This is a genomic window from Cupriavidus pampae, from assembly GCF_914271485.1.
GTDB lineage: Bacteria > Pseudomonadota > Gammaproteobacteria > Burkholderiales > Burkholderiaceae > Cupriavidus > Cupriavidus pampae.
Genome location: NZ_CAJZAG010000003.1, coordinates 549167 through 572454, shown reverse-complemented (window position 1 = coordinate 572454; position 23288 = coordinate 549167). Strand labels below are relative to the sequence as shown.

At 64.9% G+C, this 23288-nt stretch carries 21 protein-coding genes; 10 read left to right on the top strand and 11 right to left on the bottom strand.

What is annotated here, in order from left to right:
- Positions 1-131: 131 nt before the first annotated feature.
- Positions 132-710 carry a single-stranded DNA-binding protein gene (locus LDO41_RS10240; protein WP_223986188.1) on the top strand — a complete coding sequence of 193 codons (579 nt, stop codon included), beginning with the start codon at positions 132-134 and terminating at the stop codon, positions 708-710.
- A 205-nt stretch (positions 711-915) separates the two neighbouring features.
- Here LDO41_RS10240 and LDO41_RS10235 read toward each other — a convergent pair whose 3' ends face one another.
- The 6 genes from LDO41_RS10235 to chrA are packed head-to-tail and all read right to left on the bottom strand — an operon-like array spanning position 916 to position 6003.
- Positions 916-2145 (bottom strand): MFS transporter, encoded by a 1230-nt coding sequence (locus LDO41_RS10235; RefSeq protein ID WP_223986185.1) that lies wholly within the window; start codon positions 2143-2145, stop codon positions 916-918.
- Entirely contained in the window at positions 2142-2897 is a 756-nt protein-coding gene (arsH, locus tag LDO41_RS10230; RefSeq protein WP_223986182.1) for an arsenical resistance protein ArsH, read from the bottom strand. Before arsH ends, LDO41_RS10235 begins: the two co-directional genes overlap by 4 nt.
- The gene (gene arsC / locus LDO41_RS10225) at positions 2894-3316 is read right to left on the bottom strand and encodes an arsenate reductase (glutaredoxin) (protein WP_223986179.1); all 423 of its coding nucleotides are present in this window, start codon (positions 3314-3316) and stop codon (positions 2894-2896) included. The genes arsH and arsC overlap by 4 nt, the downstream gene beginning before the upstream one ends.
- An 8-nt stretch (positions 3317-3324) precedes the next feature.
- On the bottom strand, positions 3325-4389 hold the full coding sequence (arsB, locus tag LDO41_RS10220; protein WP_223986177.1) for an ACR3 family arsenite efflux transporter: 1065 nt from the start codon (positions 4387-4389) through the stop codon (positions 3325-3327).
- Positions 4386-4715, bottom strand: a complete 330-nt coding sequence (locus tag LDO41_RS10215) for an ArsR/SmtB family transcription factor (protein ID WP_223986174.1) — start codon at positions 4713-4715, stop codon at positions 4386-4388. The genes arsB and LDO41_RS10215 overlap by 4 nt, the downstream gene beginning before the upstream one ends.
- 55 nt (positions 4716-4770) lie before the next feature.
- Positions 4771-6003: a chromate efflux transporter gene (chrA, locus tag LDO41_RS10210; RefSeq protein ID WP_223986169.1), complete on the bottom strand. Its 1233-nt coding sequence runs from the start codon at positions 6001-6003 to the stop codon at positions 4771-4773.
- Positions 6004-6212: 209 nt separating this feature from the next.
- Here chrA and ilvD point away from each other — a divergent pair, with 209 nt between their 5' ends.
- Positions 6213-8072, top strand: coding sequence for a dihydroxy-acid dehydratase (gene ilvD, locus LDO41_RS10205; protein WP_223986166.1), 1860 nt, complete (start codon positions 6213-6215; stop codon positions 8070-8072).
- 70 nt (positions 8073-8142) lie between these two features.
- On the opposite strand, the gene LDO41_RS10200 is transcribed toward ilvD, so the two are convergent.
- Positions 8143-8847 carry a DUF2076 domain-containing protein gene (locus tag LDO41_RS10200; protein WP_223986163.1) on the bottom strand — a complete coding sequence of 235 codons (705 nt, stop codon included), beginning with the start codon at positions 8845-8847 and terminating at the stop codon, positions 8143-8145.
- 118 nt (positions 8848-8965) lie between these two features.
- Between LDO41_RS10200 and LDO41_RS10195 the strand changes: the two genes are divergently transcribed.
- A complete protein-coding gene (locus tag LDO41_RS10195; RefSeq protein WP_223986160.1) occupies positions 8966-9550 on the top strand; it encodes a TetR/AcrR family transcriptional regulator in 585 nt (194 codons plus the stop codon).
- On the opposite strand, the gene LDO41_RS10190 is transcribed toward LDO41_RS10195, so the two are convergent.
- Together LDO41_RS10190 and LDO41_RS10185 are read right to left on the bottom strand one after the other, a co-directional pair.
- Positions 9510-10100 carry a TetR/AcrR family transcriptional regulator gene (locus LDO41_RS10190; RefSeq protein ID WP_223986157.1) on the bottom strand — a complete coding sequence of 197 codons (591 nt, stop codon included), beginning with the start codon at positions 10098-10100 and terminating at the stop codon, positions 9510-9512. The genes LDO41_RS10195 and LDO41_RS10190 overlap by 41 nt on opposite strands.
- A 51-nt stretch (positions 10101-10151) precedes the next feature.
- Entirely contained in the window at positions 10152-10931 is a 780-nt protein-coding gene (locus LDO41_RS10185) for an IclR family transcriptional regulator (protein WP_223986154.1), read from the bottom strand.
- Between the two features lie 192 nt (positions 10932-11123).
- Between LDO41_RS10185 and LDO41_RS10180 the strand changes: the two genes are divergently transcribed.
- From LDO41_RS10180 to LDO41_RS10155, 6 genes are all read left to right on the top strand, one after another.
- Positions 11124-12095, top strand: coding sequence for a Bug family tripartite tricarboxylate transporter substrate binding protein (locus tag LDO41_RS10180; RefSeq protein ID WP_223986151.1), 972 nt, complete (start codon positions 11124-11126; stop codon positions 12093-12095).
- Positions 12096-12179: 84 nt separating this feature from the next.
- Positions 12180-14201 (top strand): flavin-containing monooxygenase, encoded by a 2022-nt coding sequence (locus LDO41_RS10175; RefSeq protein WP_223986148.1) that lies wholly within the window; start codon positions 12180-12182, stop codon positions 14199-14201.
- Positions 14198-15412: a CaiB/BaiF CoA transferase family protein gene (locus LDO41_RS10170; RefSeq protein WP_223986146.1), complete on the top strand. Its 1215-nt coding sequence runs from the start codon at positions 14198-14200 to the stop codon at positions 15410-15412. The genes LDO41_RS10175 and LDO41_RS10170 overlap by 4 nt, the downstream gene beginning before the upstream one ends.
- Entirely contained in the window at positions 15409-16263 is an 855-nt protein-coding gene (locus LDO41_RS10165; RefSeq protein ID WP_223986143.1) for a patatin-like phospholipase family protein, read from the top strand. Before LDO41_RS10170 ends, LDO41_RS10165 begins: the two co-directional genes overlap by 4 nt.
- Before the next feature lie 42 nt (positions 16264-16305).
- Positions 16306-17328 (top strand): Bug family tripartite tricarboxylate transporter substrate binding protein, encoded by a 1023-nt coding sequence (locus LDO41_RS10160; RefSeq protein WP_223986133.1) that lies wholly within the window; start codon positions 16306-16308, stop codon positions 17326-17328.
- A gap of 17 nt (positions 17329-17345) precedes the next feature.
- The gene (locus tag LDO41_RS10155) at positions 17346-17930 is read left to right on the top strand and encodes a nuclear transport factor 2 family protein (protein WP_223986119.1); all 585 of its coding nucleotides are present in this window, start codon (positions 17346-17348) and stop codon (positions 17928-17930) included.
- Between the two features lie 6 nt (positions 17931-17936).
- On the opposite strand, the gene LDO41_RS10150 is transcribed toward LDO41_RS10155, so the two are convergent.
- Both LDO41_RS10150 and LDO41_RS10145 read right to left on the bottom strand, forming a co-directional pair.
- Positions 17937-19172, bottom strand: a complete 1236-nt coding sequence (locus LDO41_RS10150; protein ID WP_223986117.1) for an MFS transporter — start codon at positions 19170-19172, stop codon at positions 17937-17939.
- A gap of 114 nt (positions 19173-19286) precedes the next feature.
- A complete protein-coding gene (locus LDO41_RS10145; protein WP_223986114.1) occupies positions 19287-20489 on the bottom strand; it encodes a GGDEF domain-containing protein in 1203 nt (400 codons plus the stop codon).
- Positions 20490-21113: 624 nt separating this feature from the next.
- Between LDO41_RS10145 and LDO41_RS10140 the strand changes: the two genes are divergently transcribed.
- Positions 21114-23285, top strand: a complete 2172-nt coding sequence (locus tag LDO41_RS10140) for a di-heme oxidoreductase family protein (protein ID WP_223986111.1) — start codon at positions 21114-21116, stop codon at positions 23283-23285.
- The last annotated feature ends 3 nt before the right edge of the window (positions 23286-23288 follow it).

The window sequence follows — 23288 nt, the reverse complement described above, 5'->3', positions numbered from 1 at the left end:
TAGCATGAGCGCGCGCCCGGTCCGGCCAAATCGTAGTTGGCTCCGGGGGCGCGTTTTTGTTTGCCGCGATTGCGTTTTTGCAGACTTTTACTTGCCACCTCGGATGAGGTGGTCCTTCGGAGAATATTCATATGGCATCGGTCAACAAAGTCATCCTCGTCGGCAACCTGGGCGCTGACCCGGAAACGCGCTACATGCCCAGCGGCGACGCCGTGACCAACATTCGGCTCGCGACGACCGATCGGTACAAGGACAAGCAGAGCAACGAGTTCAAGGAAGCCACCGAGTGGCACCGGATCGCGTTCTTCGGCAAGCTGGCCGAAATCGCCGGCCAGTACCTGAAGAAGGGCTCGTCGGTTTATATCGAAGGCCGCATCCGCACGCGCAAGTGGACGGATCAGGCGGGCCAGGACAAATACAGCACCGAGATCGTCGCGGACCAGATGCAAATGCTGGGCGGCCGTGGTCAAGGTGGTGGCGGTGGTGGTGATGAAGGCGGCTACGGTGGTGGCGGCGGTGGCGGTGGCTACAGCCGCGAAGCATCGGGTGGCGGCGGTGGTGGCTACGGCGGCGGCGCCGGTGGTGGCGGCCGCGGTCAAGGCGGCGGCGCTGCAGGTGGCCAGCAAGGTGGTGGCCAAGGCGGCGGTCAACGCCGCCCGCAATCGCCGTCGAACGGCTTTGAAGATATGGACGACGACATTCCGTTCTGACCTCGGGTCACGGAAAGTGTCAGTGAAAGCCCCGCCTCGCGCGGGGCTTTTGCTATTTGGGGCCGGGGATTTTTAGGAGGTTTGCGATTGCGCAGCACCTCACCGCGTAGTTGAGCAGTGCGCATCGATCCTGACCGAGATCAGGTCGGGAGCGGCTGGTCCAACCGTGTATGCGCGGAGCATAGCAAGCACGCACACCAGCGGGCTATCGCATTTCGTTGATTTGAGGCGTGGGGACTTTGCGGCCGAGTAGCATCAGCATGAGTACTGCCGTGGCGCCGATTGCTGACGACACCCATAGCGCGCCGATGCCGAACGCGTCGAGGCAGATGCCGAAGAGCCATGGGGCCAATGCCTGCGCGATGCGGGCGGGGACCATCAGTACGCCTTGGCGGTGGCCGTAGCCGCTTGGGCCGAAGATCACCAGCGGTAGCGTGCCTTTGGCGATGGTCAGGATGCCGTTGCCGGCGCCGTGGAGGATGCCGAATAGCGCGGCGGCGGGGGCGCCGAAGATGCCGAAGGCGAGCGCGCCGAGTGGGTGCATGGCTGCGGCGAGGCGGGCCGAGAGTAAGGGATGGACCTTTCTCAGCAGGCCGAACTCGAGGATGCGGGCACCTACTTGTGCGGGGCCGATCAGGGCGCCGACCGTGACTGCTGTGGCTAGCGTGGCGCCGCCCGCTTGCAGCAGTCTGGGCAGATGCGCGGCCATCGCGGTGCTGATGAACCATGTTGCGGCGAAGACGAACCCGAGCGCGAAGGATGCTAGGCGCTGCGGTGGAATGTCCTCAGAGCGCGTAACTGCTGCTGGCGGATTGATTTCTGGCTTGGTGCGCGTGTTGGCCGACGTCTCCACGGATGCCCCGCGGCGCGGCATGCTCAGGTTTAGCGCGAGTCCGAGCGTCAGATGCAATGCAGCCCATGCGAGGCATGCCCCGCGCCAGCCGATGTGGGTTTCCATGTAGGTTGATAGAGGCCAACCCACGGTGCTCGCGAAGCCGGCGATCAGTGTGATGCCGGTGATCGCGCTGCGCGAGCGGTGGCCGTACAGCGCTACCAGCGTAGCGAATGCCGCTTCGTAGAGACCCGCGCCCATGCCGATGCCTAGCACGAGCCATGCGGCGAACAGGCCGACCAAGCCTTGCGCCATGCCGAGGCCAGCGAGGCCGAGCGCGAATACAAGACTCGTGGCGATCAGCACTGCGCGACCGCCGGTGCGATCGATCATTCGGCCTGCCGACGGGCCGATTAGCGCGGACACGATCAGCGCTGCGCTGAATGCGGCAAAGATCGTGGGTGGTGTCACGCCGAGGTCGCGCGCCATCGGCGTAGCAAGCATTGCCGGCAGGTAGTAGGTCGAGCCCCACGCAAGCGTCTGGGCAATGCCGAGCCGCGCGATCACGCCGCGATTGAGTGCCAACTGCGAACGATCTGTCATTCCACTTCGCCGCTATCGCTATCTTCCGCGGGCGCTTCGTGCGCCATCGCTGCCGTCACCAACGCAGCGGACTTCTCTGCCGCATCCTTGCGCTCGCTATAGCGATCCGTCAGGTAGTCGCTGCGATCGCGCACCAGCAGCGTGAACTTGTACAGCTCCTCCATCACGTCGACCACGCGGTCGTAGTAGGAGGAGGGCTTCATGCGGCCGTTGGTGTCGAACTCCTGCCAGGCCTTGGCCACCGACGACTGGTTTGGAATCGTCACCATGCGCATCCAGCGTCCAAGTACACGCAACGCGTTGACCGCGTTGAACGACTGCGAGCCGCCGCTGACCTGCATCACGGCAAGCGTGCGGCCCTGTGTGGGGCGGATGCCGCCGAACTCGAGCGGCAGCCAGTCGATCTGGTTCTTGAACACCGCCGTCAGCGTGCCGTGGCGTTCGGGGCTGCACCACACCTGTCCTTCCGACCATTGCGAGAGCTGGCGTAGTTCGGCGACCTTGGGGTGGTCGGCGGGCACGCTATCGGCGATCGGCAAGCCGGCGGGATCGAATACGCGGGTCTCCGCACCGAACTGTTGGAGGATGCGCTCGGCTTCCTGCACGAGCAGGCGGCTGTAAGACGTCGTACGCAGCGAGCCATAGAGCAGCAGAATGCGGGGCGGATGTGTGCTGACGCGTGCGGGTTCGAGCTTGTGCAGATCCGGCATGTCGAGCACGGCGGGCACGATATTGGGCAGGTCGGTTGTCATCCGATCTTTCGTCCTTGCGCATCGACCACCGCCTCGCCGTCTTCCTTGGTGAACGCGCCCTGCTGCGGTGAAGGCAGGATCTCGAGCACGACTTCGGACGGACGGCAGAGTCGCACGCCGCGATCGGTGACGACGAACGGGCGATTGATCAGGATCGGGTACGCAAGCATCGCATCGAACAATTGCTCGTCGGTAAGCGCGGGGTCGCCGAGGCCGAGTTCGGCATAGGGCGTCCCTTTCTCGCGCATCGCCGCGCGTACTGTGAGGCCCGCATCGCGAATCATCGCCTGCAACGTGGCGCGGTCCGGCGGCGTGTTCAGATACTCGATGATCGTGGGCTCGATTCCGGCGTTGCGAATCATGGCCAGCGTGTTGCGCGACGTGCCGCACGCGGGGTTATGAAAGATGGTGACGGACATGTCGTTTCCTACTTCGATTCGTACCAGCGTTGCGAGCGATTGACGACACGCACGACCAACAGCATGACGGGGACTTCGATCAGCACGCCGACGACGGTGGCCAGCGCGGCGCCCGAGTGGAAACCAAACAGGCTGATGGCCGTGGCGACGGCGAGTTCGAAGAAATTGCTCGCGCCGATCAGTGCGGAGGGGCCGGCGACGCAGTGCGCGACGCCCAGCTTGCGGTTGAGCACATAGGCAAGGCCGGAATTCAGGAAGACCTGAATCAGGATCGGCACGGCCAGGAGCACGATGATCAGTGGCTGCCCGACGATCGCATTGCCCTGGAAGCCGAACAGCAGCACGAGCGTGGCGAGCAGGGCGGTAATCGAGTACGGGCCCATGGCACCGACGACGCGCTGGTACGTTGCCTCGCCGCGAGCGCGTAGCGCCCGACGGATGCCTTGCGCGATGAGCACGGGTACCACGATATAGAGCGCGACCGAGGTCAGGAGCGTGTCCCACGGGACCGAGATCGACGACAGTCCGAGCAGCAGACCGACCACCGGCGCGAAGGCCACCACCATGATCGCGTCATTGAGCGCGACCTGCGACAGCGTGAAATACGGATCGCCCTCGCAGAGTTGCGACCAGACGAAGACCATCGCGGTACAGGGTGCCGCTGCGAGCAGGATCAGGCCGGCGATATAGCTGTCGAGCTGATCCGCGGGAAGCCAGCCTGCAAACAGATGCCGCACGAAGATCCAGCCGAGCATTGCCATCGAGAACGGCTTGACGAGCCAGTTCACAAACAGCGTCACGCCGATACCGCGCCAGTGGCCGGCAACCTGACCCATCGCACTGAAATCGATCTTGATCAGCATTGGAATGATCATGACCCAGATCAGCGCGCCGACGGGCAGGTTGACCTGCGCGACTTCCATCGCGCCGATGGCGCGGAACACCGTGGGCAACCATTGGCCAAGCAGGATGCCGGCCACGATGCAGAGCGCCACCCACAGCGTGAGGTAACGCTCGAACACCCCGATGCCGCCGGTTCGGGCGGCGGCCTGCATCGATGACGCGCCGCTCATGACTTGACCGACGGCGCGCAGGCAACCAGTGGCCCGCACGGCGCCCCACCGCAGCAGTTCTCCGTGAGGTAGCCAAGCAGGTCATTCATGGTTTCATAGCGCGCCGTGTAGATGATGGATCGTCCGTCCTGCCGGGCGGCCAGCAGGCCGGCGCGGTTGAGTTCCTTGAGGTGAAAGGAGAGCGACGAGGCGGGCGTTTCCATCAGCTCGGCGATGCGGCCCGCGGGCAGGCCTTCCGGGCCGGCTTGGACGAGCAGCCGGAACACCGCGAGGCGGACGGCGTGGGCGAGGGCGGCGAGCGCTTCGAGCGCGTTATCGGTTTCCATGTTTCGAATATAGTCGAAACATGGAAACGTTGCAACGGCTACGCCGCGCCTGCACTTAATGCAACAGGCTTTGGGCGATGCCGGCAACAGCGCACAGGGCCACGACAACTAGCGGTGGGGCCCGCCACCGGAGCAGCAGGAAGAAGCTGACCGCGGCGATCGCAAGATCGAGCAGCGAAAGCACTGCGCTGGTCCAGACCGGCGTGTACAGCGCGGCGGCGAGCAGGCCGACGACTGCCGCGTTGACGCCATTCAGCACGGCGACCATCGACGGGCGGGTTCTGAGGGCTCGCCAATACGGTAGTGCGGCGATGACCAGCAATAGCCCCGGCAAAAAGATGCCGAGCGTTGCGATGGCGGCGCCGGCCCAGTGATTGGGCGCGGGGGCCGATACCCATCCCAGGAACGCCGCGAAAGTAAAGAGCGGGCCAGGGACCGCTTGCGCGGCGCCATAGCCCGCCAGAAAGTCGTTCGGGTTGACCCAGCCCGTCGCTACAGTTTGTTGCTGCAGCAGCGGCAGCACGACGTGACCGCCCCCGAACACCAGTGCGCCGGAGCGGTAGAAAGCGTCGAACACTTGTACCGAGCGGCCTGCATCGGCGGTTGCAAGAGCGGGCAAGCCGAGCAGCAGGAGGAGGAACAACCCCAGCGCCACGGCACCCGCCGTGCGCGAGACCAGGAACCCTTGTGCGAGCGGGGTTCGACTAACAGCGGGCGGAGTTTCTGAGGATCGACAGAGCAGCAGCCCTGCCGCCGCGCCCAAGGCAATGACGATCAACTGGGCATAGACGGTCGTCAGGAGGCTCAGCAGAACAAGAGCCGCCAACGCGATGCCGGCGCGGCGGTGATCGGGGCACATGCGTCTGGCCATATCCCAGACCGCCTGGGCCACTACCGCAACGGCCACGAGCTTCAGACCATGAATGAGCCCCGCGCCGACAGGGCCGCCGAGGCTGGGTGCCATGACGGCAAAGGCGATCAGCATCAGCACTGACGGCAACGTGAAGCCGCACCACGCCGCCAGACCACCGAGCCATCCGGCCCGCTGTATCCCGATGGAGAAGCCGAGCTGGCTGCTTGCAGGTCCCGGCAGAAACTGGCAAAGGCCGAACAGATCCGTAAAGGCTTCGTCGTCGAGCCAGCGACGTCGCTCCACGAACTCCTGGCGAAAGTAGCCGATATGCGCGACCGGTCCCCCGAAGCATGTCAGTCCAAGTCTGAGGAAAACGGCGAGAACCTCGGCGGCCGAGCCCGCGCGTGTCGCGCTGGTGGTCAACTTGGTGTCCATGTGTGAGGGAAGGGGGTTGTGAGCTGCCGCTCCTTTATACCCGATGGCCATGACGGCCGTCCTATCTCCGATATGGGATAATCGTCGGGTTTTGCCCAGGGCGCGGCTCAAGAGGTTGTTCGCCGGGCGAGCGAAGGGGTCCTTATTCCCGCGGCCCCGGGTCCACGACGACCCTTTTTCTCGCGATTCCGATTCCTACAGTTCCCACGATGCCCGTATACCGTTCCAAAACCTCCACCGCCGGTCGCAATATGGCGGGAGCGCGCTCGCTCTGGCGCGCCACCGGCATGAAGGACGAAGACTTCTCGAAGCCGATCGTCGCGGTGGTCAATTCGTTCACGCAGTTCGTCCCCGGACACGTCCATCTGAAGGACCTCGGCCAGCTCGTCGCGCGCGAGATCGAGGCGGCGGGTGGCGTGGCCAAGGAATTCAACACCATCGCCGTCGATGACGGCATCGCGATGGGTCACGACGGCATGCTGTATTCGCTGCCGAGCCGCGAGATCATTGCCGACTCGGTCGAGTACATGGTCAATGCCCACTGCGCCGACGCGATGGTGTGCATCTCCAACTGCGACAAGATCACCCCGGGCATGCTGATGGCCGCGATGCGCCTCAACATTCCCGTGATCTTCGTGTCGGGTGGTCCGATGGAAGCCGGCAAGACGCGCCTGGCCAATCCGGTGACCAAGACCATGGAGTTCAAGAAGCTCGATCTCGTGGACGCGATGGTGATCGCGGCCGATTCGTCGTACTCGGATGCCGACGTGGCCGAGGTGGAACGCTCCGCGTGCCCGACCTGCGGTTCGTGCTCGGGCATGTTCACGGCCAATTCGATGAACTGCCTGACCGAGGCGCTGGGTCTCTCGCTGCCGGGCAACGGCACCGTGGTGGCCACGCACGCCGACCGCGAGCAGCTGTTCAAGCGCGCTGGCCGTCGTATCGTCGAACTGACGCGCGAGTACTACGAGCAGGAGAACGCGCGCGTACTGCCGCGTTCGGTGGGTTTCAAGGCGTTCGAGAACGCCATGACGCTCGATATCGCAATGGGTGGCTCGACCAATACGATTCTGCATTTGCTGGCGATTGCCCGCGAAGCCGAGATCGACTTCACGATGGCGGACATCGATCGTCTGTCGCGCATCGTGCCGCAGTTGTGCAAGGTGGCACCGAACACGAACAAGTACCACATCGAGGATGTGCATCGTGCCGGCGGCATCATGGCGATTCTCGGTGAGCTCGAGCGTGCCGGCAAGCTGCATACCGATGTGCCGACCGTGCATACGCCGACGTTGGGCGATGCGCTGAACCAGTGGGACATCGTGCGCACGCAGGATGAAGCCGTGCGGACGTTCTATATGGCGGGTCCCGCGGGCATTCCGACGCAGGTGGCCTTCAGCCAGAACACGCGTTGGCCGAGCCTGGACCTCGATCGCGCCGAAGGCTGCATTCGCTCGTATGAGCATGCGTTCTCGAAGGAGGGCGGCCTGGCCGTGCTGACCGGCAATATCGCGCTCGATGGCTGCGTGGTGAAGACGGCTGGCGTGGACGAGAGCATTCTCGTGTTCGAGGGCAATGCGCACGTGACGGAGTCGCAGGATGAGGCGGTGGAGAACATCCTCAACGACAAGGTCAAGGCTGGCGACATCGTGATCGTGCGTTACGAGGGTCCGAAGGGCGGCCCCGGCATGCAGGAGATGTTGTACCCGACGAGCTATATCAAGTCGAAGGGTCTCGGCAAGGCGTGCGCGCTGCTGACGGATGGTCGTTTCTCGGGCGGCACCTCGGGTCTGTCGATCGGTCACTGCTCGCCGGAAGCGGCTGCTGGTGGCGCGATCGGGCTGGTGCGCGATGGCGACAAGGTGCGGATCGATATCCCCAACCGGACCATCAATGTGCTGCTGTCCGATGACGAACTTGCACGCCGTCGCGCGGAGCAGGATGCCAAGGGTTGGAAGCCGGCCAAGCCGCGTCCGCGCAAGGTGACCGGTGCGCTCAAGGCCTACGCCAAGCTGGTGATGTCGGCCGATAAGGGCGCGGTGCGCGACCTGTCGCTGCTGGACGACTAAGCGCCAGATCTGGCGCTAGTCTGCTGTCACCGCCGGCCCGCGAAGGGGCCGGCGGTGACAATCCTGACCCTCACGTCCACGACGAATCGTCGTCGAAGAACGATCCATTGCTGGAATCGTCGTCATCGAGGAAGCTATTCCCCGAGGCCGCACTGGCCGTATCCACCGACTGCCCGTCGTTGTTGCCGTAGTAGTTGTTCACCACGGTCTCGTTGGGCTGATCCAGCACTGCCATATCCGGCTGCCCCAACACGTTGCTCGCGCTATTGCGATGGAACATGTTCTCGAGCCCCTGGAACAGGAAGGCTCCACCCGCCACGCCAGCCGCCGTGGTCGCAATGCTCCCCAACGTGCCACCCAACCCGCCACCGAGCCAACCGGTTTTTGCAGGTGGCTGTGCCTGGGCGCCCTGATACGCCATCGGTGGCTGAATGGGTGCCTGAGCGGGCGGCGCCTGGGGTGGCGCCATGGATGCGGCGGCGGGCGCCGCAGCGCGACCCGCGCCGTTGCCCCATGCGTTGTCATCGAGAAAGCCACGCCCGCCGCCCCCCTGGGCGGCCTGAAGTTGCGATTGCAGCGTGGCGTTCTGCTCGCGCGCGGCGGCGAGCGCATTGTCGAGCAGCAATACGCGCTGCACGAGCAAATAGGCGGCATCCGGCTGCCGGCCAACCGCCTCGGCGATCATGGCGTCGGCCTGCGGATCCTTCGCGGCGGCACGCGCCTGCGACAGTTGGGTCAAGAAGCGTTCCAGCACTTGAGTTTCCTGGGGGGTCATGGCTATCTCCTGTCCCGTTGGTGAATATGGCTTGAGTCTAGGGACGAAGACTTAAAGGAGACTTAAGGCTGGGCAGCCGCGTGCTACGATTGTCGCGTCCCCGACCCATGCATTCACCATGAGGCATTCCCGCGCGGAGAAAGCCGCCACGCATCAACGTATCGTGCAGATTGCCGCGCGCCGCTTTCGCGAGCGTGGCTTCGATGGTATTGGCGTGGCCGACATCATGCGGGAGGCGGGGCTGACGGTCGGCGGCTTCTACAAGCACTTCGGCTCGCGGGAAGACCTCGTCGTCGAGGCGCTTGCCGCCACGTTCGGTAGCCTCGAAGCGTGGGAAGCCAAAGCGCGCTCGAGCCTGCGCAATGCGATCACACGATATCTGTCGCCCGCTCACCGCGACGATCCCGCCGACGCTTGCCCGCTGTCCGCGCTGCTCAACGATGTGCCGCGCATCCGTTCGATCAACGCGTCTGACGCCTATGCTGCCCAGCTCGGCCGCGTGTTCGAGTTTCTCGAAAGCTTGCTGCCAGCCGAGATTCGCGAGCAGCGACGCGCGCACGCGCGGCTGATCTTCAGCGCCTGCGTGGGTGCGCTCACGTTATCGCGTGCCGTCGATGATCCGGCGCTGTCGCGCGAGATTCTCGATACGGTTGCGGATCAGCTTATCGAGGCGTTTGCGGAACCGTTGCCGGCCATTGCGTAAGGCCCGCGGCAACTTCCGCCAGTAACGCATCCGCAGCCGACGGATCGCTCATCGCCCGCGACAGACCCAGCGCGCCCACACATGCACACCATGACACGATGGCGCGCGCGCGTGCCTGCGCTCCCACCTGAGGCTGCAGGCGCTCGGTCAGTACTTCGAGCGCATCGCGTACCTGTTGGGTGAACGCGCCGCGCAATGCGGCTTCGGTGGTGTCGTGGGTATGCGCCATATCGCTCGCCAGTGCGGCGACGGGGCACCCGGCGCCGACGGCATCGCGATGGGCGGGACTGAGGTATAGACCCACCGCGGTCTCGAAATCGGGCGCCTTGCGTGCCCAGTCGGCCAGCACTGTGGCTGCGGCGCCAAATGCATCGCCCAGCAATGCATCGCGCGAAGCGAAGTGCCGATAGATCGCGCCTGCCGTGACGTGCGCGTCCGCCGCAATGTCGCCGACGCTTGCGCCGCCGGTACCTTCGCGCAGCAGTCGCCGCGCGGCGGTGACGACAAGGCGTTCGCGCGTGGCGGCCTTGGTTGCCTGTGAGTGACCCATGGCCGCTAGTGTGAGGGGAGTCGGTGGTTCACGCAAACATTGGTGGAACGTTCACCGCGCCGGCAATAATGACCATCCTGCGCTCCGTAGTTCCTCACGCATCAGGTCGGCAATCCACCGCCGCCGCGCGTCGTCCATGCGCGTGCGAATGGCACCGACGCTGATCGCGGCGTAGGTTCCCGGCGTGACCTCGAACGCCACGCCCACTCCACCCACGCCGGTGGCCACGAGGTTGTCGGTCTGCGCATGCCCCTGCTGACGGATCTGTGCCACCTGACGCAGCAGATGCGGCATCGAACTGCGTTCGGGCGGCAATTCGGCCGCATGCCGTGCATGAAACCCTTCGAGCTCGGCCTCCGACAATGTCGCCATTAGCGCCGTGCCCGCCGACCCGACCCCCAGCAGGCGCAGCCCGCCCACCTGCAGCACCAGCGCCTTGATAGGGAACGCGCCCTGCTCGTAGTGGACGCAGTGCGCGTAATCGCCGTTTCGCACCACGAGGTAGACCGTGTCCTCGGTCCGGCGTGCCAGTCGGATCATCGTTGGCCGGCAGCGCTCCATGATCGGTACACGACTCATCGTCGCGAGGCCGAGCTGCATCGACTCCAGCCCCAGCCGATACAGCTTGCCCTCGTCGCGCGCCACCATGCCGCTCTGCACGAGCGAGCTCAGCAACCGATACGCGGTGGCGCGGTCGAGCCCCGTTGCCGCCACCAGTGACGCCGGCGAAATCCCGTGCTCGTGGTTCAGACCGACAAGCTTGAGCAGGTCGATGGCGCGAAACACCGCCTGCGCGCCGGGCATGCGCCCTTTGTCGGTTTCCGTATTCACAATGTGAACTCCTGCAAAAGGATGATGCGCGAGTGCCCTTGCTACGGTGCAGCATGCATCGAAGGCGCGTCACCATCGGCCGAATAAAACGTTCACATTATGAACGAATCGGTATCCAATGTTTTACCCCATGCGCAGACCCTACCGATACTGTCTCTGACAGCAAAACAAAACAGAACGACAGGAGACAACATGACACGCGCACCCCTTATCGCCGCCGCCTGCCTGGCGCTGCTGCTGCCCGGCGGCGCCTACGCGCAGGGGCCCGACAATTTCCCGACCAAGCCCGTCAAGCTGCTGGTCGGTTACCCGCCCGGCGGCGCCTCGGACACCATCAGCAGGCTGATCGGCCAGGAACTGTCGAAGCTCAACAACCAGTCGTTCGTGATCGAGAACCGCCCCGGGGTCGGCGGCATGATCGCGATGGGCCTCGTCGCCAAGGCGCCGCCAGACGGTTACACGCTCGGCCTCGCGGTCAGCGGCACGCTGACTACTGGCCCGCATCTGCAGGCCAACAAGCTTTACGACGCGCTGAACGACTTCGAGCCGATCGGCATGGTGGCCAAGGCGCCAATGGTGTTGCTGGCGAGTCCCGCCAGCGGCTACGACAGCGTGGAAGCCGTGATTCGCGATGCGCGCAAGAAGCCTGGTCAGTTGATGTTCGCGTCGGGCGCGCAGGCCTTTGAACTCGCGCTGCAACTGTTCAAGTCCAAGGCCGACATCGATATCACCACGGTGTCCTATCAGGGCGGCGCGCCTGCCTCGATCGACGTCATGTCCGGCCGCGCGCAACTGATGGTGGACACCATTGGCGCGCAGCACGAGAACATCAAGGCCGGAAAACTCAAGGCACTGGCAGTGCTCGACAGCACGCGCTCGCCGATCGCGCCCGACGTGCCAACCATGATCGAAGCTGGTGTGAAGGGCTATGAAGCGCTTGGCTGGACCGCGCTGGTCGCGCCGCGTGGCACACCGCCCGCCGTGGTGCAGAAGCTCAGCGCGCAATTGCAGCAGGTACTCAAGATGCCGCAGGTCAAGCAGAAGCTGGACGCGCTCGGGTTTGAGCCGTGGCCCGGCACGCCGCAATTCATGCAGAAAACTGTTGTCGCCGAATACGCGAAGTGGGGCGATGTCGTGCGCACCTCCGGCATGTCGCCCAAGTAACTAACAAGCATTTTTCCCGACGTTCCATGCCTCCGGCGGCCGCGCGCGGTCCGCCGTGGGCCCCCTTTTGCCCAGAACCCGCCAATGAACGCCACCGCCTCCACGATCTCCTCCGCCTCGATCGATCCTGATTGGACTCGCCAGCTCGACCAGGCACTGCCGTCGGCCAACGTGCCCACGCTGCTGATGATGCTGCTGCATCTGACCGGCGATCGGCAGTGGCTGTCGGAGCGCTACCAGTGCACGCATATCCGCGGCATCGACGATCACGACAGTGGTGGCCTGCCACCCGAGGTGCAGGAGGAAGTGCGCACCGCCGCGCGCAAGGCCGTGCTCGCGTGGAAGGCCGGCCAACCCGCCGCACTGCCGCTGCCCGAACTCGAACTGCTCGTGGAGATGATGCGCAGCAGCGTCGGTGAAGACGTCCCCGAAGCGTACGGCCCGATGGTCGGCGCCTGGCTCGGCGGCGATGCCGAGTTTCTGATCGATCAGCGCGGCGAGTACCGCGTGCCCGATGGCTTTCACGTGGTCGTGATCGGTGCGGGTGTGGCCGGCCTCTGTGCTTCGATCCGCCTGCAGGGTGCGGGCATTCCGCACACGGTGATCGAGAAGAACGCCGAGGTCGGCGGCACGTGGTACGAGAATCGCTATCCGGGTGCCGGCGTCGATACGCCCAACCACATCTATTCGTACTCGTTCGCCAAGGCCGACTGGACGCGCTATTTCGCGTTGCGCGAGGAGATTCAGGCGTACTTCGTCGACGTGTCGCATCGTTTTGGCGTGCGCGAGCATATTCGCTTCGGCACGCAAGTTGATGCCGCGACCTACAACGAGGGCAGCATGGACTGGACCGTGCGCGTGTCCGATGCCGATGATGACCGCAACGATGCCAACGTCGATGTGATTCGCGCCAATATCGTGATCAGCGCGGTGGGCCTGCTCAATATGCCGAAGATGCCCGCGATCGCCGGCCTCGACACCTTCGCGGGCCCATGCTTCCACAGCGCGCGCTGGCCCGAGGGGCTCGACGTCACCGGCAAGCGTGTGGTCGTGATTGGCAACGGCGCCAGCGCGATGCAGATCGTGCCAGCGATCGCGCCGATCGTGTCGCAACTCACGGTATTCCAGCGCTCGAAGCAATGGGCCGCGCCGTTCGACCGCTTTCAGAAGCCGGTACCGAGTGCCGCGCGTTTTCTGCTCAAGGAGTTGCCGTACTACCAACCGTGGTATCGCCAGCGTCTGGCGTGGATCTTCAACGATCGTATCCACGCCTCGTTGCAGGTGGACCCGGAATGGCCGCATCCCGAGCGCGCGATCAATCGCCGCAACGACAAGCATCGCGAGTTCTTCGTCTCGTACGTGCGGCAGCAGCTCGGCGAACGCCAGGACCTGCTGCCCGACGTGCTGCCCGACTACCCACCGTTCGGCAAGCGCATGCTGATGGACAACGGTTGGTTCCGCACCGCCACGCGCGACAACGTGCGCATCGTCAATCACGGCATCGAGCGTGTAGAGCGCGATGCCGTGATCACTGCCGATGGTGAACGACATGAAGCCGACATCATCGTGGTGTGCACGGGCTTCGATGCGGTCAATCTGTTGTCGTCGTTCAACCTGCACGGCCGTGGCGGCCGCAACGTGCGCGAACACTGGGATGCGCACGGCGCGCAGGCCTACCTCGGCGTAGCCACGCCGGGCTTTCCGAATTTCTTCATGCTGGCCGGGCCCAACACCGCGCTCGGTCATGGTGGCAGCGTGGTGGCGCTGCTCGAGACGCAAGTGCAGTACGTGATGTCGCTGCTCAAGGCCGCGCTGAACACGTATGACGGGCCGTTCGAGATCGAGGTGCGCCAGGACGTGCACGATACCTACAACGTTCGCGTGCAGGACGCGCACGCACGCATGATCTGGACGCACAAGGGCATGTCCAATTGGTACCGCAATGCGCGCGGCCGCGTTGTGGCACCGACTCCATTCCGCAACGACGACTACTGGCATATGACGCGCAACTCGGGTCTGGCCGATTACGTCGTGCGGGTCGGAGACAGCCGTCAGCACGACACATCGCCCGCGCACGGCAAGCACAAGGAGGGCGCAGCATCATGAAGATCGATCGCGGTCCCGGTCCGCATCTGCTGAGTGGTCTGCGCATCCTCGACCTCGGTACGATGGTCGCGGGCCCCGTGGCGGCCACGCTGTTCGGCGACTTTGGTGCCGAGGTGATCAAGGTGGAAGTCCCACGGCGCGGCGACACCGTGCGCGACCTCGGGCCCTTTGTCGATGGCCACTGCCTGTACTGGAGCGTTGAAAATCGCAACAAGAAATCAATCACGCTCGATCTGCGCAAGCCCGAGGGGCGCGACCTGCTGCTCGACCTCGTCGAGCACGCCGACGCCGTGGTGGAGAACTTCCGTCCCGGCACGCTCGAGAAGTGGGGGCTCGGCTGGGAGGAGCTGAAGGCCCGCAATCCGCGCCTGATCATGCTGCGCATCTCGGGCTTTGGCCAGACCGGACCGTATCGCGAACGCGCGGGCTACGACCGCATCGCGCTCGCGTTCGGCGGGTTGATGGGCATCACGGGCTTTCCGGACCGGCCGCCGGTACGCATCGGTACATCGATCGCCGACTATCAGTCGGCGATTCTCGGGGCGTTCGCGCTGATGATGGCGATCTACCATCGCGACCTGCACGATGGAGAAGGCCAACAGATCGACCTTGCGATGTATGAGTCGATCATCCGCTTCACCGAGGTGCTCGTGCCCGCGTATGACCGCCTGGGCACCGTGCGCGAGCGGCGCGGCAACAAGCATTTCGCGGCCGCGCCGGGCGAGCACTTCCGGACCTCGGATGGCCGGTACATGATTCTCACGGTCTCCGCCGATGCCGGCTTTCAGCGGCTTGCGCAGGCGATGCAACGGCAGGACTGGCTCGACGATCCGCGCTTCGCCACGCATGAACAACGCTGGCAGCACGTCGATGAACTCAACGCCGCGTTGGCCGCGTGGATCGAGAGTGTGCCCGTGGAGGCGCTATGCACCATCCTCGACGAGGCCAAGCTCGCGTACTCGTTCATCTACAGCATCGAGGACATCATGAACGATCCGCACTATCAGGCGCGCGGCACCATCGCGTCGGTGCCAGATCCGCATATCGGTCCCATCAAGATGGCCGGCGTGGTACCGAAATTTCCGGATAGCGCCGAGAAACCGATCGAACCCGCGCCGGACCTCGGTCAACACAACGGCGAGATCTATGGCGAGTTGCTGGGTCTGTCACCCGAGCGTCTGGCGGCACTCAACGACGCGGGGGTGATATGAAGCGCGCCGTCGTGCTGGGCGGCGGCGGGGTGGCCGGCATCGCGTGGGCCACGGGCATCGCGGCGGGGCTGGCGCGCGCGGGTGTGGACATTGCGGAAGCCGACGCGTTCGTCGGCACATCGGCGGGTTCGGTGGTGGGCGCGCAGCTCGCCTCGGGCGTGTCGATCGAAACGTTGCTGGCGCAGCAGCTTTCACCTCCCGCCGGTTCACTGGAGCAGGCAAGACCGTACTCGCAGGCCGATGCCGATGCGCGCAACCGACAGTTGATGGAGAAGGTCGGTGGCGACCTCGATGCCGCGCGGCGACGCATTGGCGCCTTTGCGTTGCGCAGCGAGACCGTGCCGCTCGAGGTGCGCCGGCAGATCGTGGCCGCGCGCCTCCCACGCACGACATGGCCCGACCGCACGCTTTACGTGGTGGCCGTCGATACCGCAACCGGCGAGCACTCGGTGTTCGATGCGCGCAGCGACGTTGATTTCATCGACGCCATTGCCGCGAGCTGCGCGGTGCCCGGTGCGTGGCCCGCGGTGCCGATCGGCGCGCGGGTGTACATGGACGGCGGCATCCGCTCGCTGACCAACGCGGACCTCGCTCCGGACGCGGCACATGTGCTTGTCATCGCGCCGCTTGGTTATGCCGACGGCAACCCCGTCAGCGGTCACCTGCGGGCTGAAGTCGACACGTTGCAGGCGCGCGGCGCGCGCGTGTCGGTGCTGGTGCCCGATGCGGCGTCGCTCGATGCAATGACCGACAACGTTCTCGATCCCTCCCGGTGCGTGCCGAGCGCGCGGGCGGGATTGGCGCAGGCCGCGCAGATGGCGACGGAGATCGCCGCGGGCTGGCACGCCTGAAGCTTCGGCAGTGCGGTATCCAAAAACAAGAGGAGACATGTCATGCAATCATCGAGACGGCGTTTCGTGCAGCAATGCATCGGTGGGTCGTTTGCCGCGGGCCTTGGGCTACCGCTGGCGCGGCTCGCACATGCGCAGGCCACTACCGACGCGGCTGCGGCGCTGCCCAATGGCTGGCCCGCGCAATCCATCAAGGTCGTGGTGCCGTTCCCGCCCGGCGGGTCCACCGATATCCTTGGCCGCTTCGTCGCCGAACACCTGCAGAAGACCCTCGGCAAACCGGTGATGGTCGAGAACCTGCCCGGTGCCACTGGCACGATCGGTGTCGCCGCGGTGGCGCGCGCGAATCCCGATGGCTACACGCTGTTGATGGGTTCGGTCGGCACGATGGTGACCAACCATTTCGCGTACGAGAAGCTGCCGTTCACGATCGACTCCATCGCGGCGGTGATCAACCTCGCGGAGACGCCGAACGTGCTGATGGTGCGGCCCTCGCTCGACGTCGATTCTCCGGCCGCGTTGATCGCGCGCATGAAGGCCAAGGGCGCGAGCTTCCAGTACGGCAGTTCCGGCGTGGCGTCGAGCGCGCAGATCAGTTGCGAGGTGTTCAAGCAGCGCGCCGGCGTGCAGGCCGTGCATGTGCCGTACAAGGGTGGATCGCAGATGCTGACCGACCTGATCGCCGGCAATATCGACTTCACGATCGATCAGATCTCGTCCGCGCTCAAGCTGATTCAGGCCGGACGCATCAAGGCGCTGGCGGTTACCTCCGCGCAGCGCTCGCCGCTGCTGCCGGATCTGCCCACGCTGGCCGAGACCATGCCGGGCTACGTGATGTCGCCATGGTTCTGCGTGGGCGCGCCTGCGAGTACGCCGAAGCCGATTGTGGCGCGCATCAATACGCTGCTCAACGGCATGCTCGCCGACAAGGCCATCGTTGCCAAGATGGAGGGCTATGGCATCGTGCCCGTCGGCGGTACCCCGACCGATCTCGCGACGCTGATCCGTAAGGAAGCGACGCAGATGCAGGAGCTTTCCACCCGCGTGCAGTTCAAGACTGCATGAGCAAGACTACCTGAGCCATGACAACCACTACCCAGCAATACACGCCCGAGCGCATCGTCTCGCGCCTGCAGATCCAGGACCTGATGTTCCGCTGGTGCCGCGCTGTCGATCGGCTCGATCGTCAGGGCATGCTCGATATCTTCTGGCCCGGCGCGATCGACAGCCATGGTCCCTACATCGGTCCCGCCGAAGGACTGGTCGAATGGATCCTCGTGCGACATCGCCCGATTGCCACCTCGAGCCACTTTATCGGCAACATGCTGATCGAGTTCGCGAGCGACGACGTCGCGCTGGTGGAAACCTACGTGCGCACGATCCAGCAGTATCCGAAGGAGGCCACGCAGCAGCTGGCGCAGTTGACCGGGGGCGCGGCCGGTGACGAGAGCACGCCGATGGATATGTTCACATCGTCACGCTATCTCGATCACATGGAGCGGAGGGAAGGGGAGTGGCGCGTCGCCCATCGCGATCTGATCCAGGACTGGAAACAGATCGTCGACGTGAAATACCGCGCGCTGGTGCCCGCGGAAGGCTGGATCATCGGCCGCCGCGACGGCGAAGATCAGGTGCAGACCGAGCGGCAGCGGCTCGGTCTTGCGTGACGCCGATTACTGACCGCTTTCGCCGAGCGACAACCCCGCCGGCTTGCGGCGCGCGGAGATCTGGATCAGCACGAGGGCCAGACCGGCGGCGGCGATAACCGCGCCGACGATGGGCACCGCCTTGTAGCCAAAGCCGGCGGAGATGGCCCAGCCGCCGGCGGCCGCGCCGAGCGCGTTGCCGAGGTTGAACGCGCCCACGTTGACCGACGACGCCAGTCCCGGGGCTTCCACGGCCGCGCGCATCACGCGCATCTGCAGCGGGGGTACCACCGCGAACGTGGCGAGACCCCATACCAGCAGGCCGATTGCCGCGCCTGCGTGCGATTTCCCCAGCAGCGGGAAGGCGAGCATGACCGCGATCAGCAGGATCAGGAAACCGATCAGGCTGCCGTCGAGCGAGCGGTCGGCGAGCTTGCCGCCGGCCGCATTGCCGATGGTGAAGCCCAGACCGATCAGCACCAGCATCGCGGTGATAAAGCCCGACGACGCGCCTGTCAGGTCGGTCAGCGTCGGTGCGATATAGGTATAGAGCGTGAACATCGCGCCCGCGCCGAGCACCGTGGTAGCCAGCGCGCCAAGCACGACAGGCCGCGTGAGCACCGCCAGTTCCGCGCGCACGTTCGGCCGCTGACCGGCGCTGCCCTTCGGCAACGCGAACCACAGCGCCGCCATCGCGAGCACGCCGAGACCGGCGGTGGCCACGAACGACATGCGCCAACCGATCACGTTACCGAGCCATGTCGCCGCGGGCACGCCGCCGACGTTGGCAATCGTCAATCCCATGAACATCGTGGCCACCGCGCTGGCCTGCTTCTCGCGCGGCACCACGCTGGCCGCGACCAGCGAGCCGAGGCCGAAGAACGCGCCATGGTTGAGGCTGGTGACCAGTCGTGCCAGCAGCAGCGTCGTGTAATCGGGGGCCACCGCCGACAACAGGTTGCCGAGCGTGAAGATGCTCATCAGCACGATCAGCGCCGTGCGGCGCGACCAGCGCGATAGCGCAAGCGTCATGAGCGGCGCGCCGACCATCACGCCAATCGCATAGGCGCTGATCAGCATGCCGGCGGTCGGAATGGACACGTTCACGCCGCTGGCAATGGTGGGCAGCAGGCCCATCGGTGAGAACTCGGTGGTGCCAATGCCGAAAGCGCCAACGGCCAGCGCGAATAACGGTAGCGCCGCGCTGCCGTTGGGTTGAGAGGGGTCCGCGGATGCTTCCGCAGAAGAGTGAGACGGTGTCATGCCGGATCTCCGGATATCTGATAACCCGGATTGTGCGGCGCATCATGGTTGAGAAAAAGGCAAGCCAGTGGGAAAGCTTGTTGACGCCGCCTCAATAATCGCCGCCGCAAGTGATCAGCCATCGACCTCGGTCACCACTTCCACGCGGTTGCGATCGACCTTGGCGCGGTACAGCGCCTTGTCCACCGCGCGCAGCGTGGCCTCGAAATCGCGCGTGGCGGCGCTCGTATGACTGTCCGCCAGACCGGCGCTGAATTCCAGATGAAAGGGCCGCGCGGGCGTAAGTGGCAGTGCCTTGAGTTGGTCGCGCAGGCGGATCAGAAAAAGCTCGGCCTGGCCGAGGTCGGTGCGCGGCAGCAACAGCAGGAATTCCTCGCCGCCCCAGCGCACGAACACATCGGACTTGCGCTTGAGCCCTGCCACGGTGTCCGCGAACGTCTGCAGCGCGGCGTCGCCGGCGGAATGGCCGTATTGGTCGTTGATGCGCTTGAAGTTATCGAGATCGACCATTGCGATGGCGATTGGATGCCGCTCGGCATTCGCGCGGGCCCACGCGTCCTGAAGCGGGCCGACCGCGCCGCGCCGGTTCAGCGCGCCGGTCAGCGAGTCGGTGATGCTGAGCTGCAGGATGCGCAGCCGCAGTTGTTCCTGTAGCGCGAGCGCATAACTGAGCGTGAACAGGAACGACACGATCACGTCCATCATCAGCGCCGGCACCAGGGGCAGGAACGGGCGATCGAACGGGAGCGGCGGCAGGGGATGCAGCGTGAGCGTCAGCGCGCTCCATGCGTGATAGAGCAGTATGACCAATTGCCCCGCCAGCAAGCCGAGCGCGCCGCGATACTTGCGCGCGAGCCGCAGGGTCACGCGGACCTGGATCGCGATCGTTGCGACCATAAATAGCGAATGCCATGGCAGCGCGTAGGCCGAGCGTACAGAGGCCAGCGCGCCGAGCGCATAGAGCGCCGGCAGCCCGAGCCACAGACGCGTGAGCCAGGGCGCGGCGCGGCGGTGTTCGTCCAGCCGGTACAGCGCGAGGGTGTGGGCGCCCACTGCCGCAAGCAGCAGCGTGGTGCCGGCGATAAACGCGGCGGCCGGCGTCATGGTGGGGACCCATGCAAACACGCCACCGGGCACACCCGGTTGCAGCGTGGCCGCAATGCGGTATGCGGCCAGCAGCAGGTCGCCGGCGATCCACCAGTGCAGGGAGGTGTTGTCCTTGCCGAGGCCCACGTAAGACAGGCACAGCAGCAGCATCGTCATGAGCCCGAACGGCGTAATGATCAGGAGCAGCGTGACGGGATCGTTGAAGGCCATTAAATGCGAGGGAATGCGGGGCGACTGCCAAATGATGTCACCTCATTGGCCATTTTCTGACACGGGGTGTGGTGACCGCCTTCGTGCATTTCGACAGAATCCGGTCGTTTCCATATCCCCCTTTGGTTGGATACGCCAATTCGTTCGAATATGTCGCGATCTTCAGGCCAATGAATGACCACTGACAGTAACCAGACCGGCGAGAAATGGCAGGCACGATGCTTGCGATACAGGCCTGTCACATCAAAAACAAAACAACACTAACAAAAAGGGTCAGGGTATGAAGAAGCCAGGCATTTCAGACGGGAACCCGCTCCATGCGTGGATGCGGTTGCCACGGTAGCCAGCTACCGCGGCGCGCGTCTGCTGACGTGGAACATACCAGGATAACGGGCGAGATCGGGGTCTTGCATTCACCCAATATGTCACGCGCTAGTTAGCCATCTTCCGTTCCACGGCACCTGACGGTGTCGCTCATCCAACAGTCTTGCATCCATATGGATCGCCGGCTCCGGCGCATCCAGGGGATTTCTGTTGTCTGCAGTGTTTGCAGTTCGTTGATCCCGCCGGCGGCCGTCATGCCTGGCCGCGGGTATTCGATAACAACAAGAGAAGGTCAGAAAAATGCAATTTCCCGTCCCCAAGCGAGGCACGGGCGCGGTTGCCGCGCTTGCCGCTTCCCTGATTGCCGCGTCGATCGTTGCCGCCTGCGGCGGCGGTGGTGGTGGCGATGGTGCTGCCGCGCCGTCCGGCAATAACAACGCCAGCAACTCCACACCCGTGCAACCGGCGGGAGGTTACTCGCCGCTGTACGACGCCACGACGCAGGCGATGGAGCAGATCCAGTACCGCGAGGCCGATGGCACGCTCGTGACGCTGGTGGGTATGCGCCCGACCGAGCGCCATGCGCGCGAACGCGGCGAGGCGTGGGATGCGCCGGACGCGGGTCCGGGCCGCTACCTCACGTTCCCGACGTTCTACTTCCAGAACCGCACGTTCGGTCTGGAGATTCGCGACGAGGTGCCCGCGGGCCGCCAGAAGATTTCGTTCTACCTGCGCGTGAACCAGGGCATCTTCGACGGCACCACGTTCAGCCTGTTCCGCAATATTCAGAATCCGGAAGTGCGTGACTATGGCTGGTCGCTGAACTACGGCTTCAACAATCCGACGCAGGGTGGACTGCCGATCTGTATCGAAGGGCAGCCCAAAGAAAACTGCATGATGACCGTGGATTCGAACTGGCGCACGGACCCGCACAGCAAGCTGGCGATCGGCGACAAGATCGAACTCGCGCCGGCACCGCGCCTCAAGCGCGATCCGGTGGTCGATGGCGGTGGCAGCCGCTACTACTCGTTCGAGCAGCTGTACGTGGTGGGCCAGGGCATGAAGCCGTGGTACGGCATCGTCCCGAACCTCGACTCGGAACCGATTCCGGACGAAGCGTTGCTGGGCGGCCAGGCGAGCCTCTCGTACAACTACTCCGAGGAGCCGATGCGCGTGTTCCAGCAGATGTCGAACAATATCGGCATCGCCAACACGCAGCGCTTCGTGGAAGGCCGTCGTCTGTTCCACACGTCGTTCCTCGACGGCAAGCACTCGGAGCATGATGCCGACAATCCTGTGTTCACGGCCCACATCGGCCAGCTCGGTCCGCGCTACAACCAGTCGCGCTGTATCCAGTGCCACACCAACAACGGCCGCAGCATTTCGCCGGGCATTGGCGTGAAGCTCGACACGATGTCGATCCTGACCGCCGGCGCGGATGGCAAGGCCGATCCGACCTACGGCTGGAACGTGCAGCAGCACGCCCAGGACGGCAATGCGCCGCAGTACGACGTCAGCATCAAGTCGTACGAGACCACGGTGCGCACGCTGCCGGACGGCGAGAAGGTGGAGCTGGTCAAGCCGGTCTACGCGTTCAAGGGACCGACCCCCGCGCAATACTCGGCGCGTCAGGCCGCGCAGGTCATCGGTATGGGTCTGCTCGAAGCGCTGGACGAGAAGACCATTCTCGCCCTCGCGGATCCGGACGATACCAACGGCGACGGCGTGCGTGGTGTGCCGAACTGGGTGACCGATCCGGAAACCGGCAAGACCCATCTGGGCCGTTTCGGCTGGAAGGCTTCGAAGGGCAGCATCCGTCAGCAGGCCGGCGATGCGCTGAGCAAGGATATGGGCGTGACTTCGCCGGTGTTCCCGACGCGCGGTTGCCAGATGGGCTCGGCCGATTGCCGCAAGGCCACCGCGGCCACGGCGATCTCCGAAACGGAAATCGAACGCCTGACGAGCTACCTGTCGCTGATCGCGGTGCCCGCCCAGCGCAGCCTGCGCAGCGGCTTCCCGGCCGGCGTGCGGGTCTCGCCCGAGCATGACGTGAACCCGGACCAGATTGCGCGCGGCAGCTTGATGTTCACCCAGTCCCGCTGCGTGGCCTGCCACACCGCGAGCCTGAAGACGGGTACCAACCACCCGTTCGTGGAACTGCGCGACCAGACCATCCATCCGTACACGGACCTGCTGCTGCACGACATGGGCCCGGGCCTGACCGACACGCTGAGCGAAGGCCGTGCCGCGCCGAACCAATGGCGTACCGCGCCGCTGTGGGGCATCGGTTCGCTGCGCTTCGTGCAGACCAACGCCGACCAGAGCGTGCGTCTGCTGCATGACGGCCGCGCTCGCAATATGGTCGAGGCCATCCTGTGGCACGGCGGCGAAGCCAACGATGCGCGTACGCGCTTCGAGGCCCTGCCCAAGACGGACCGCGACGCCATCGTCGCCTTCCTGCAGTCGCTGTAAAAG

Coding starts and splice junctions, on each gene's coding strand:
- LDO41_RS10240 (WP_223986188.1), top strand. CDS start 132: ATGGCATCGGTCAACAAAGTCATCCTCGTCGGCAACCTGGGCGCTGAC.
- LDO41_RS10235 (WP_223986185.1), bottom strand. CDS start 2,145: ATGACAGATCGTTCGCAGTTGGCACTCAATCGCGGCGTGATCGCGCGG.
- arsH (WP_223986182.1), bottom strand. CDS start 2,897: ATGACAACCGACCTGCCCAATATCGTGCCCGCCGTGCTCGACATGCCG.
- arsC (WP_223986179.1), bottom strand. CDS start 3,316: ATGTCCGTCACCATCTTTCATAACCCCGCGTGCGGCACGTCGCGCAAC.
- arsB (WP_223986177.1), bottom strand. CDS start 4,389: ATGAGCGGCGCGTCATCGATGCAGGCCGCCGCCCGAACCGGCGGCATC.
- LDO41_RS10215 (WP_223986174.1), bottom strand. CDS start 4,715: ATGGAAACCGATAACGCGCTCGAAGCGCTCGCCGCCCTCGCCCACGCC.
- chrA (WP_223986169.1), bottom strand. CDS start 6,003: ATGGACACCAAGTTGACCACCAGCGCGACACGCGCGGGCTCGGCCGCC.
- ilvD (WP_223986166.1), top strand. CDS start 6,213: ATGCCCGTATACCGTTCCAAAACCTCCACCGCCGGTCGCAATATGGCG.
- LDO41_RS10200 (WP_223986163.1), bottom strand. CDS start 8,847: ATGACCCCCCAGGAAACTCAAGTGCTGGAACGCTTCTTGACCCAACTG.
- LDO41_RS10195 (WP_223986160.1), top strand. CDS start 8,966: ATGAGGCATTCCCGCGCGGAGAAAGCCGCCACGCATCAACGTATCGTG.
- LDO41_RS10190 (WP_223986157.1), bottom strand. CDS start 10,100: ATGGGTCACTCACAGGCAACCAAGGCCGCCACGCGCGAACGCCTTGTC.
- LDO41_RS10180 (WP_223986151.1), top strand. CDS start 11,124: ATGACACGCGCACCCCTTATCGCCGCCGCCTGCCTGGCGCTGCTGCTG.
- LDO41_RS10175 (WP_223986148.1), top strand. CDS start 12,180: ATGAACGCCACCGCCTCCACGATCTCCTCCGCCTCGATCGATCCTGAT.
- LDO41_RS10170 (WP_223986146.1), top strand. CDS start 14,198: ATGAAGATCGATCGCGGTCCCGGTCCGCATCTGCTGAGTGGTCTGCGC.
- LDO41_RS10165 (WP_223986143.1), top strand. CDS start 15,409: ATGAAGCGCGCCGTCGTGCTGGGCGGCGGCGGGGTGGCCGGCATCGCG.
- LDO41_RS10160 (WP_223986133.1), top strand. CDS start 16,306: ATGCAATCATCGAGACGGCGTTTCGTGCAGCAATGCATCGGTGGGTCG.
- LDO41_RS10155 (WP_223986119.1), top strand. CDS start 17,346: ATGACAACCACTACCCAGCAATACACGCCCGAGCGCATCGTCTCGCGC.
- LDO41_RS10150 (WP_223986117.1), bottom strand. CDS start 19,172: ATGACACCGTCTCACTCTTCTGCGGAAGCATCCGCGGACCCCTCTCAA.
- LDO41_RS10145 (WP_223986114.1), bottom strand. CDS start 20,489: ATGGCCTTCAACGATCCCGTCACGCTGCTCCTGATCATTACGCCGTTC.
- LDO41_RS10140 (WP_223986111.1), top strand. CDS start 21,114: ATGCAATTTCCCGTCCCCAAGCGAGGCACGGGCGCGGTTGCCGCGCTT.